The sequence below is a fragment of the Rhizobacter sp. P1_G5 genome (assembly GCF_056405435.1).
Window position 1 is genome coordinate 1 of sequence record NZ_JBFUCB010000143.1, and the last position, 11,268, is coordinate 11,268.

Below are 11,268 nucleotides of genomic sequence, written 5' to 3' on the forward strand. Positions count from 1 at the left end.
GGGCCGGCGCGCCGCCGCCGCCCGAGGTGGGGGTCGTGACGGTCGCGCCGCGCGAGGTCGGGCTCGTGACCGAGCTGCCGGGCCGGCTCGAGGCCTCGCGCGTCGCGCAGGTGCGGGCCCGCGCGGCCGGCATCCTGCTGAAGCGGCTGTTCCGCGAAGGCAGCGACGTGAAGGCCGGGCAGGCCTTGTTCCAGATCGATTCCGCGCCGTACGTCGCGAGCCARCAGAGCGCCCAGGCCGCGCTCGCCCGCGCGCAGGCCAACCTGACGCAGGCCACCGCGCAGGCCGAGCGCTACAAGCCGCTGATCGAGGCGAACGCGATCAGCAAGCAGGACTTCGTCAACGCGGTGGCCGCGCAGAAGTCGGCCGAGGCCGATGTCGCGTCGGCGCGCGCCGCGCTGCAGACCGCGCAGATCAACCTCGGCTACGCGGCCGTCACCTCGCCGATCGCGGGCCGCATCGGCCGCGCGCTGGTGACCGAAGGCGCGCTGGTCGGCCAGGGCGAGGCGACCCAGCTGGCCGTGGTGCAGCAGATCAACCCGATGTACGTGAACTTCACGCAGTCCACCACCGAGACGCTGAAGCTGCGCAAGGCCCTCGAGGCCGGCAAGCTCAAGCGCGCCGCCGGCGGCGAGGCCGCGATCGTGCGCATCGTGCTGGAAGACGGCACCGAGTACGCGAAGCCCGGCAAGCTGCTGTTCTCCGACCTGACGGTCGATGCGACCTCGGGCCAGATCACGCTGCGCGCCGAGGTGCCGAACGCCGACGGCCTGCTGCTGCCCGGCATGTACGTGCGCGTGCGGCTCGAGCAGGCGCAGGTCGACGGCGCGATCGCGCTGCCGCAGCAGGCCGTCACGCGCAGCAACCAGGGCGACACCGTGATGGTGGTCGGCGCCGACGGCAAGGTCGCGCCGCGCCCGATCAAGATCGGCTCGGCCGCGCAGGACGGCCAGTGGCTCGTCACCGACGGCCTGAAGCCCGGTGAGCAGGTGATGGTCGACGGCTTCCAGAAGCTGCGCGGCCCGGGCCCGGTGAAGCCGGTGCCGTGGCAGCCACGCGCGGCGTCGGCCGCCGCAGCATCCGCGCCTGCATCGGCCGCCTCCGGCAGCTGACCCCGGCCACCCAAAAGACAGAACCAGCGAGCCTTCCTCCATGGCCAAGTTCTTCATCGATCGCCCCATCTTCGCGTGGGTGATCGCGCTGTTCATCATCGTGCTCGGCAGCGTGGCGATCACGCAGCTGCCGATCTCGCAGTACCCGCCGGTCGCACCGCCCTCCATCGTCGTGTCGGCCACCTACCCCGGTGCCTCGGCGCAGACGCTCGAGGACAGCGTGATCAGCGTCATCGAGCAGGAAATGAACGGCTCGCCCGGCCTGCTCTACATGGAGTCGGTCAGCCAGGCCAACGGCACCGGCTCGATCACGATCAGCTTCGAGCCCGGCACCAACCCGGACCTGGCGCAGGTCGACGTGCAGAACCGGCTGAGCCGCGCCGCGCCGCGCCTGCCGTCGGCCGTCACGCAGCAGGGCGTGCGGGTCGACAAGGCGCGTTCGAACTTCCTGCTGTTCACGATCCTCTCGTCCGAGAACCCGGCCTACGACCCGATCGCGCTCGGCGACTACGCGTCGCGCACCGTGCTGCCCGAGATCCAGCGCATCCCCGGCGTCGGCCAGGCCCAGCTGTTCGGCACCGAGCGCGCGATGCGGGTCTGGATCGACCCGGCGAAGCTGGTCGGCTTCAACCTGTCGGCCGCCGACGTCGCCACCGCGATCCGCACGCAGAACGCACAGGTCTCGTCCGGCACCATCGGCGACCTGCCGAACCTGCCGGGGCAGTCGATCTTCGCGACCGTGGTCGTCAACGGCCAGCTGAGCAACGTCGAGCAGTTCGGCAACATCGTGCTGCGCGCCAACGCCGACGGCTCCACCGTGCGCCTGCGGGACGTCGCCCGCATCGAGCTGGGCGCGCAGACCTATGCCACCTCGGCGCGCCTGAACGGCAAGCCGTCGACCGGCATCGGCGTGCAGCTCTCGCCGAGCGGCAATGCGCTGGCCACCGCGACCGCCATCCGCAAGCGCATGGACGAGCTCTCGCGCTACTTCCCGCAGGGCGTCAAGTACAGCGTGCCGTACGACAGCTCGCGCTTCGTGAAGATCTCGATCTCGCAGGTGGTGGAGACGCTGCTCGAGGCGGTCGCGCTGGTGTTCGTCGTGATGTACCTGTTCCTGCAGAACTGGCGCTACACSGTGATCCCGACACTGGTCGTGCCGRTCGCGCTGCTGGGCACCTTCGGCGTGCTGCTCGGGCTCGGCTTCTCGATCAACGTGCTGACGATGTTCGGCATGGTGCTGGTGATCGGCATCGTGGTGGACGATGCGATCGTCGTGGTCGAGAACGTCGAGCGCATCATGAGCGAGGAGGGGCTGTCGCCACGCGAGGCCACCCGCAAGGCGATGGGCCAGATCTCCGGCGCGATCGTCGGCGTGACGGTGGTGCTGATCTCGGTGTTCGTGCCGCTCGCGTTCTTCGCCGGCTCGATCGGCAACATCTACCGCCAGTTCTCGGCGGTGATGGTGGCGTCGATCGCGCTGTCGGCCTTCATGGCGCTGTCGCTCACACCGGCGCTGTGCGCGACGCTGCTGAAGCCGGTCGAGGCCGGCCACCACCACGAGAAGACCGGCTTCTTCGGCTGGTTCAACCGCGGCTTCGCCCGCACCGCGAAGGGCTACGAAGGCTGGGTCGCGAAGATCCTCAAGCGCGCCGGCCGCTTCCTGATCATCTACGCGGCGATCATCGCCGCGGTGGGCTGGACCTTCTCGCGCCTGCCGGCGTCGTTCCTGCCGGCCGAGGACCAGGGCTACATCATCGTCAACGTGCAGCTGCCGCCGGGTGCGACGGTGAACCGCACGGTCGAGGTGATGCAGCAGGTCGAGGGCTTCATCCTGAAGCAGCCGGAAGTGCAGAGCATGGTCGGCGTGCTGGGCTTCAGCTTCTCGGGCCAGGGCCAGAACGCCGGCCTCGCCTTCGTGACGCTGAAGGACTGGGACGAACGCAAGGGGGCGCAGCATTCGGCGCAGGCGCTGGCCGGCCGCGCGTTCGGCGCGCTGATGGGCGTGCGCGATGCGTTCATCTTCCCGCTCAGCCCGCCGCCGATCCCCGAGCTGGGCACCTCGTCCGGCTTCGCCTTCCGGCTGCAGGACCGCGGCGGCAACGGCCACGCGGCGCTGCTGGCGGCACGCAACCAGTTGCTGGGCCTCGCGGGGCAGAGCAAGATCGTCGCGGGCGTGCGCCCCGACGGGCTGGAAGACGCGTCGCAGCTGCAGATCGACGTCGACCGCGACAAGGCGAACGCGCTGGGCGTGAGCTTCGATTCGATCAACTCGACCCTCTCGACCGCGCTGGGTTCGGCGTACATCAACGACTTCCCGAACGCCGGCCGCCTGCAGCGCGTGGTGGTGCAGGCCGATGCGCCGGCACGCATGCAGCCGGACGACCTGCTGCGCCTGAACGCATTGAACAGCAAGGGGCAGCCGGTGCCGCTGTCGGCGTTCGCGACGACGCGCTGGATCAGCGGCCCGGTGCAGACCATCCGCTACAACGGCTACCCGACGATGCGGCTGGCCGGCGACGCCGCGCACGGCCGCAGCACCGGCGAGGCGATGGCCGAGATGGAGAGGCTCGCGGGCCAGCTGCCGCCGGGCTTCGCGTTCGAGTGGACCGGCCAGTCGCGCGAGGAGAAGCTGTCGGGCTCGACCGCGTTCATCCTGCTCGGCTTCTCGCTGCTCGCGGTGTTCCTGTGCCTGGCGGCGCTGTACGAGAGCTGGTCGATCCCGCTGTCGGTGATCCTGGTGGTGCCGCTGGGCGTGCTGGGTGTCGTGCTGGCGGCCACCTTCCGCGGCCTGGAGAACGACATCTACTTCAAGGTCGGCCTGATCACGGTGATCGGCCTGAGCGCGAAGAACGCGGTGCTGATCATCGAGTTCGCGAAGGACCTGCATGCGCAGGGCAAGGGGGTGGTCGAATCGGTGCTGGAAGCGGCGCACCTGCGCTTCCGGCCGATCCTGATGACCTCGATGGCCTTCATCCTCGGCGTGCTGCCGCTGGTGGTCGCGTCGGGCGCGGGCTCGGCGAGCCAGCGCGCGATCGGCACCGGCGTGATGGGCGGCATGTTCAGCGCGACGCTGCTGGCGGTGTTCTTCGTGCCGGTGTTCTTCGTCGTGGTGCGCCGCATCTTCAAGGGCAGCGAGCGGCAGCGCCGCATGTACGCGCATGAACTGAATGGCACGCCGAAGGATGGTTCCCATGAGTGATTCCCGAAGCCCCCGGCTGCTGCGCGGCCCGGCCCCTGCCCTGGCCCTGATGGCCAGCGCCCTGCTCGCGGCCGGCTGCACGATGATCCCGACCTACGAGCGCCCGCCGGCGCCGGTGCCCGGCTCGTTCGCCGGCGAGGCGACGACCCCGCGCCCCGGCCCGAAGGCGAGCGACGTCGAATGGCAGAGCTACTTCGCCGACGAGCGCCTGAAGCGGTTGATCGAGCTCGCGCTGAAGAACAACCGCGACTTGCGCGTCGCAGTGCTGAACATCGAGCAGGTGCGCGCGGCCTACCAGATCAGGCGTGCCGACGAATGGCCGACGGTCAATGCGGCCGCCAGCGGCCTGCGCCAGACGGCCGGGCCCGACACGATCACCAGCACCTACAGCGTGGGCCTGGCGGTCTCGTCGTACGAGCTCGACCTGTTCGGCCGGGTGCGCAGCCTGAGCCARGCGGCGCTCGCGCAGTACCTGGCCACCGAGGAGACGCGCAAGGCGGTGCAGATCAGCCTGATCGCGTCGGTTGCCAACGGGTACTTCAACCTGCTGGCCGACGACGAGCTGCTCGAGGTGACGAAGCAGACGCTGAAGACGCGAGAGGATTCGCAGAAGCTCACGCGGCTGAAGTTCGACAACGGCGCGAGTTCGGAGCTCGACCTGCGGCAGGCCGAATCGCTGCTCGAGGCGGCCCGCGTGTCGCTTGCGCAGCAGACGCGCCAGCGCGCGCTGGACGAGAACGCGCTGGTGCTGCTGCTCGGGCAGGCGCTGCCGGACGACCTGCCGGCGGGCGTGCCGCTGGTGGCCGACCAGGTGCTGCCGGAGGTGCCGGCCGGCCTGCCGTCGGACCTGCTGAACCGCCGGCCCGACGTGCGCGCGGCCGAGCAGCAGCTGATCGCGGCCAACGCCAACATCGGCGCGGCGCGCGCGGCGTTCTTCCCGCGCATCACGCTGACCGGGCTGGTCGGTTCGGTGAGCAGCGAGCTGTCGGGGCTGTTCAAGAGCGGCTCGTTCGGCTGGAGCTTCCAGCCGCAGGCGACGCTGCCGATCTTCGACGCGGGACGCAACAAGGCCAACCTCGACAGCGTGAAGGTGGGCCGCGAGATCGCGCTGGCGCAGTACGAGAAGGCGATCCAGACCGCGTTCCGCGAGGTCTCCGATTCACTGGCCGGCCGCGCGACGCTCGGCGAGCAGGCGCGGGCGCAGCGCGCGCAGGCCGATGCCGAGCAGGCGCGCTACCGGCTGGCCGACCTGCGCTACCGCAACGGCGCGGCGAGCTACCTCGACGTGCTGGATGCGCAGCGCTCGCTGTTCACCGCGCAGCAGGCGGTGGTGCAGGTGCAGACGCTGCAGGCGCAGAACCTGGTGACGCTGTACAAGGCGCTGGGGGGTGGGTGGAAGGACGCGGGGGCCAATTGACGGTAGCCCGGATTTCAATCCGGGATCGTGGCAACACGCGAAGACCCCGGATTGCCATCCGGGCTACGAGACAGGGCCGCGCGGGGATCAGGGCTTGATCGCCGTGGCCTGCGACCACACCACCTGCCAGCGGCCGTCGATACGCTCGTACGCATCGATGTGCCAGCACCGGAACGGCGAGTCCGGCTCGAAGGCCAGCGTGGCCTGGTAGCGCAGCACCGCGCTGTCGGCATGGAGGCGGACCTCGATCGCACCAGGCTCCCAACGCAGGTAGCGAAGCTCGCGCCGCTCGATCCGGCCGAGGTACTCGTCGCGGGTGAACGCGCTGCCGGCCGGCGTGACGAGCTGGAACTGCGGCGCATGCAGGCGCCGGGCGAGCGGGATGTCGCCGTCGACCAGCGCGCGCAGCCGCGAACGTTCGATCTCGCGGAGCTCTTCGGCACGGCGCTCGTCGGCCGCCCCGGCGCCGTCGCTGCCGGCCGGCGGATAGGCATGCAGGCCATCGAAATCTGCCTTGCCGATCGGCACGCCCCGGCTGCGCAGGATCGCGTACGCGGTCGTCAGGTGGAAGAAGAAGTTCGGCAGCGCGTAGTGCTGCAGGAACTCGGTGGCCGGCAGGCGCACCAGCGCGTCGCCAGCCTGGCTCTCCAGCAGGCGTGATTCGGCGCCGTCGAACCGCTCCTGCGGCAGCTCGCGCACCATCGCCGTCACGCGATCGACCAGCGCCCGCAGCCCGTCAAAGCCGGGGCCGGGCTCGCCCGGCGAAGGAACCGGCAGCCCCGCAAGCGGATGGCAGGCGCGCAACGCGAAGTTCGCCGCGATGACGACCTGCGTCGCCAACGGGTTCATGTCGTCGGCCAGCCGCGCGCCGAGCAGCCGTTCGGCGTCCGGCCCGGGCGCGTGGGCCTGCGCCAGGTCGAGCCAGCGGCGCAGCCGTTCCAGGTAGCGCAGGAAGACAGGCACCGAGGCCTGCCAGAGCGGAGGTGGGTTCATCGCACGAGCGTAGCAGTCGGGCTCTCGCGCGGCGCCCTTGCATCGCGGCGCCCTCCCCGGCATGCTGCCGGCCATGACCCCCGCCTCCCACCGCGCCCAGCTCGTCGGCATGCTCGCCGAGGCCGCCGAGATCGAGCACTGCCTGATGTGCACCTACCTCTATGCGGCGTTCTCGCTGAAGCAGCACGCCGACGAGGGGCTCGAGCCCGACGAACTCGCCGCCGTGCAGCGCTGGCGCCGCGAGATCATCGCGATCGCCACCGACGAGATGCTGCACCTGGTGCTGGCCAACAACATCGCGGTCGCGATCGGCGCCCGCCCGCACTACCGGCGCTTCAATTTCCCGATCGCCGCGGGGCTGTTCCCGGCCGACATCGCGGTCGAGCTCGCACCGTTCGACGAGGCCACGCTCGACCACTTCGTCTACCTCGAGCGGCCGGCCGACGTGGCCGAGCGCGACGGCACGCGCTACGAGAAGACCAGCTACCACCGCCGCTCGGTCGCCGGCCGGCTGTCGATGCTGCCGGACGACTACACCACCGTCGGCGAGCTGTACGAATCGATCGCCGAGAGCTGCGAGCTGCTGGTGCAGCACAGCGGCGAGGCGAAGGTGTTCATCGGGCCGCGGGCCGCGCAGTTGGCCATGCAGGATTTCCGCCTGCCCGGACTGATGACCGTCGGCACGCTGGCCGAGGCGCGCCAGGCCGTCGATTTCATCGTGCAACAGGGCGAAGGCTCGCGCGAGAGCAAGAGCGGCTCGCACTACGCGCGCTTCTGCGCGATCCGCAGCGAATGGCAGGGCCTGAAGGCGCGCCGCCCGGGCTTCGAGCCGGCCCGCCCGGCGGCGCGCAACCCGGTGATGCGCAACCCGGTCGTCAGCGGGCTGCGGGTGCACGTCACCGCCGAGCCGGCTGCCACGCTGCTCGACGTCGCCAACGTCTGCTACGAGCTGATGCTGCGCCTGCTGTCGGCGCTCGCCGACGTGACGCCACGCTCCGAGACCGCCACCGCGCGCCGGCGCGAAATGACCGACCAGACGCTCGCGCTGATGCACATGCTCGGCGACATGGGCAGCGCGCTGTCGGCGTTGCCGGCCAGCGACAAGCACCCTGGTGTCAATGCCGGCATGACCTTCACCGCGTCCCGCACCGTGCTGACCTACCTGTCGGTCGAGACCGCGACGCTGGTGCTCGCCGAGCGCTGCGGCTGCGTCGCCGACCGGCTGGCCTCGATGGCCGCCCAACCCGGCGCGCAGCCGTGGCTCGCCCGGCATGCGCAGGCGATGCGGCGCTTCTCCAATTACTGGTCGGCCGACCATGACGCGCATTGGCCGGCCATCGCGGGCCAAGCCGCGACCGCTGTGCCACCGGTGGCCCCGCCGCCCGTCACCGCCGCCTCACCCGCGCCGGCCGAGCCCCGCGCCGCCCCGAAACCACCCGACGAAGCCCGCGGCCGCGACGTGCTGCTGCGCTTCGACACGCAGCGCTGCATCCACGCGCGGCACTGCGTGCTCGGCGAGCCCGAGGTCTTCCTCGCGAACACGCCCGGCGACTGGCTCTACCCCGACAAGGCCACGCCCGAGCGCATCGCGATCGTCGCCCACACCTGCCCGTCCGGCGCGGTCACCTACGAGCGGTTGGACGGCGGCCCGGCCGAGGCGGCACCGCTCGTCAACACCGTGCGGCTGCGCGAGAACGGCCCGCTCGCCTTCCATGCCGAGATGGCGCTGGCGGCCCCGCCGAACGGCGGCTCGTCGCTGCGTGCCACGCTGTGCCGCTGCGGCCAGTCGGCCAACAAGCCGTTCTGCGACGGCTCGCACAACGCCGCCGGCTTCAAGGCGAGCGGCGAGCCGCCGACGCGCGAATCGCAGCCGCTCGCGGTGCGCAACGGCACGCTGCGCGTCGACCCGCTGCGCAACGGGCCGCTCGAGGTCAGCGGCAACCTGGAGCTGTGCGCCGGCACCGGCCGCACCGTCGACCGCCTCACCAGCACGCGGCTGTGCCGCTGCGGCCAGTCGCAGAACAAGCCGTTCTGCGACAACTCGCATGCGGTGGTCGGCTTCGTGGCCGACGGCGTCTGACGGCCGCGCGATGGCGTTCCGGAACAACTACCCCGGCTTCGAACCGAAAAGCCTGGCCGACGTGCTGCGCTGGCGCTGGGCGGCGCACCGCAACGGCGTTCCGCGGCCGCCGCGCGGGCCGATCCCGCAGGTCGCGCCCGATCTTGCGTTCCTGCAGGCCAATGCGCGCGCCGCTGCGGCGATGCGCCCCACCGTCACGTGGATCGGCCACGCGACCGTGCTGGCGCAGCTGGGCGGCCTGAACCTGCTGACCGACCCGGTCTTCTCCGAGCGCGCATCGCCGCTGCCGTTCGCCGGGCCGAAACGCCACCTGCCACCCGGTGTCGCGCTCGCCGACCTGCCGCACATCGACGTCGTGCTGGCCTCGCACAACCACTACGACCACCTCGATGCCGCATCGGTCGATGCACTGCAGCGCCAGCCGGGCGGCCCGCCGCTGTTCATCGTGCCGCTGGGCGTGAAGGCCTGGCTCGCCGGGCGCGGCATCGCGAACGCGGTCGAGCTGGACTGGTGGACTTCGTACACGGTGCCGGCACCGGCCGGCCCGGTCGAGGTGACGCTGGTGCCGGCCCAGCACTGGTCGGGCCGGGGCCTCGCCGACCGGATGAAGACGCTGTGGGGCGGCTTCGCGGTGTTCGCGCCCGACTGCCACCTGTTCTACGCCGGCGACACCGCGTACTCGCGCGACTTCATCGACATCCAGGCGCGCTTCGCCGCGCGCCAGTCCGCGGCGAACGGCGGCGGCTTCGACATCGCGCTGCTGCCGATCGGCGCCTACGAGCCGCGCTGGTTCATGGCGCCGCAGCATGTCGACGTCGAGGAGGCGATCCGCATCCACCGCGACCTGCGCGCCAAGCGCTCGCTGGGCGTGCACTGGGGCACCTTCCAGCTGTCCGACGAAGCGCTCGACGATCCGCCGCTGGCGCTGCTGGAGCAACGCAAGCTGCAGGCGCTGTCCGACGAAGAATTCTTCGTGCTCGCGATCGGCGAGACGCGACAATTCCCGCCTCGTTGAGCTTGCGGAGGATCTGCCATGTGGATGACCATCGCCCTCGTCGTGCTGCTGCTGATCGCCGCGGTGCTGCTGTTCGCGACGACCCGGCCCGACAGCTTCCGCGTCGAGCGCTCGCTCGCGATCAAGGCGCCGCCGGACAGGATCTTCCCGCTGCTCGACGACTTCCACCGCTGGCCCGAGTGGTCGCCGTGGGAGAAGCTCGACCCGGCGCTGGTGCGCACGCACAGCGGCCCGGCGCGCGGCGTCGGCGCCGTCTACGAATGGCGCGGCAACGCAAAGGTCGGCCAGGGCCGCATGGAGATCATGCAGAGCACGCCGGCCGCGGCGCTGGCGATCAAGCTCGATTTCATCAAGCCGTTCGAAGGCCACAACATCGCCGAGTTCACGCTGAAGCCGCAGGACGACGCAACCCTCGTGCACTGGGCGATGCACGGCCCGACGCCCTATGTGTCGAAGCTGATGGGCCTGTTCATGAGCATGGACACGCTGATCGGGCGCGACTTCGAAGCCGGGCTCGCGAACCTGAAGGCGGCGGCCGAGAAGGCGTAGCAGGCGTTCGAAACGAATGAATCAATCGGGGCCGGCGCACGACACGGCGCCGATACCTGCCCCGCGCATCCTGACGGCTCCGATCCGCTGGAGAAGTCATGAAAGCGCCCCAACCCCACCCCGGCCGCCTGGTTGCCCGAACGCAAGGCGACGGGCCGGTCGTGCTGTGCCTGCACTCGTCGACCGGCACGCATGCGCAATGGAACGGCCTGGCCGATGCGCTGAGCGGGCGCTGGCAGGTCGTCGCCCCCGACCTGCACGGCCACGGCCGCAGCCCGGTGTGGCCGACGGCCGTGCTGAACACGCTGCACATCGACGCGAACGCGGTCACCCAGCTCGTGCAGCCGGCCTGGGGGCTGGTGCGGCGCGGCATCCACCTGGTCGGCCACTCGTACGGCGCCGCCGTCGCGATGCAGATCGCGCTGCGCCACCCGCAGTGGGTGCACTCGCTGACGCTGTACGAGCCCGTCGCGGTCGGCATCATCCGCCGCCTGGCACCGCAGGATGCATCGCTCGATGAAGTGCGCGAGATCGCATCGCGCGTGGCTGCGTTGCTGGACCAGGGCGACGCGCTGGCCGCGGCGCGCGCGTTCACGAGCTACTGGGGCGGCGATGCGGCCTGGGACGGCCTGGGCACGGCGCGCCGCGAGGCCATCGCGTCGCGCATGCCGGTGGTGCCGCGCCACTTCGATGCGCTGTTCGCCGCGACCTGGGGCCAGCAGGCGCTGTCGCGACTGACGATGCCGATGCTGCTGATCCACGGGCAGCACACGCGCGCGCCGGCGCGCCGCATCGTCGAGCTGCTGGCGCAGGCGCTGCCGCAGGCGCAGCACTGCGAGCTGGCCGGCGCAGGGCACCTCGGGCCGATGACGCACGCGGCCAGCGTCGTGCGCTGGATGGCGA

The 11,268-nt window shown here is 71.1% G+C and carries 8 protein-coding genes; 7 read left to right on the top strand and 1 reads right to left on the bottom strand.

What is annotated here, in order from left to right:
• From AC1D12_RS12630 to AC1D12_RS12640, 3 genes are all read left to right on the top strand, one after another.
• On the top strand, positions 1–1,112 hold a 1,112-nt coding region (locus AC1D12_RS12630), incomplete at its 5' end, for an efflux RND transporter periplasmic adaptor subunit (protein ID WP_477840733.1).
• Between the two features lie 40 nt (positions 1,113–1,152).
• Complete coding sequence (locus AC1D12_RS12635; RefSeq protein WP_477840734.1) at positions 1,153–4,311, top strand: efflux RND transporter permease subunit; 3,159 nt, start codon at positions 1,153–1,155, stop codon at positions 4,309–4,311.
• A complete protein-coding gene (locus tag AC1D12_RS12640) occupies positions 4,304–5,728 on the top strand; it encodes an efflux transporter outer membrane subunit (protein WP_477825462.1) in 1,425 nt (474 codons plus the stop codon). The genes AC1D12_RS12635 and AC1D12_RS12640 overlap by 8 nt, the downstream gene beginning before the upstream one ends.
• Before the next feature lie 87 nt (positions 5,729–5,815).
• Here AC1D12_RS12640 and AC1D12_RS12645 read toward each other — a convergent pair whose 3' ends face one another.
• Positions 5,816–6,721 carry a DUF1993 family protein gene (locus tag AC1D12_RS12645; protein WP_477825463.1) on the bottom strand — a complete coding sequence of 302 codons (906 nt, stop codon included), beginning with the start codon at positions 6,719–6,721 and terminating at the stop codon, positions 5,816–5,818.
• Positions 6,722–6,794: 73 nt separating this feature from the next.
• Here AC1D12_RS12645 and AC1D12_RS12650 point away from each other — a divergent pair, with 73 nt between their 5' ends.
• The 4 genes from AC1D12_RS12650 to AC1D12_RS12665 all read left to right on the top strand — a co-directional run.
• Positions 6,795–8,801 (top strand): ferritin-like domain-containing protein, encoded by a 2,007-nt coding sequence (locus AC1D12_RS12650; protein ID WP_477825464.1) that lies wholly within the window; start codon positions 6,795–6,797, stop codon positions 8,799–8,801.
• Between the two features lie 10 nt (positions 8,802–8,811).
• Entirely contained in the window at positions 8,812–9,816 is a 1,005-nt protein-coding gene (locus AC1D12_RS12655; protein WP_477825465.1) for an MBL fold metallo-hydrolase, read from the top strand.
• Positions 9,817–9,834: 18 nt separating this feature from the next.
• Positions 9,835–10,365 carry an SRPBCC family protein gene (locus AC1D12_RS12660; protein WP_465111370.1) on the top strand — a complete coding sequence of 177 codons (531 nt, stop codon included), beginning with the start codon at positions 9,835–9,837 and terminating at the stop codon, positions 10,363–10,365.
• Positions 10,366–10,463: 98 nt separating this feature from the next.
• On the top strand, positions 10,464–11,268 hold an 805-nt coding region (locus tag AC1D12_RS12665; RefSeq protein WP_477840736.1), incomplete at its 3' end, for an alpha/beta fold hydrolase.

Excerpts from the sequence above, each read along its gene's own strand:
- AC1D12_RS12645 (WP_477825463.1), bottom strand. The coding sequence starts at position 6,721 with ATGAACCCACCTCCGCTCTGGCAGGCCTCGGTGCCTGTCTTCCTGCGC.
- AC1D12_RS12650 (WP_477825464.1), top strand. The coding sequence starts at position 6,795 with ATGACCCCCGCCTCCCACCGCGCCCAGCTCGTCGGCATGCTCGCCGAG.
- AC1D12_RS12655 (WP_477825465.1), top strand. The coding sequence starts at position 8,812 with ATGGCGTTCCGGAACAACTACCCCGGCTTCGAACCGAAAAGCCTGGCC.
- AC1D12_RS12660 (WP_465111370.1), top strand. The coding sequence starts at position 9,835 with ATGTGGATGACCATCGCCCTCGTCGTGCTGCTGCTGATCGCCGCGGTG.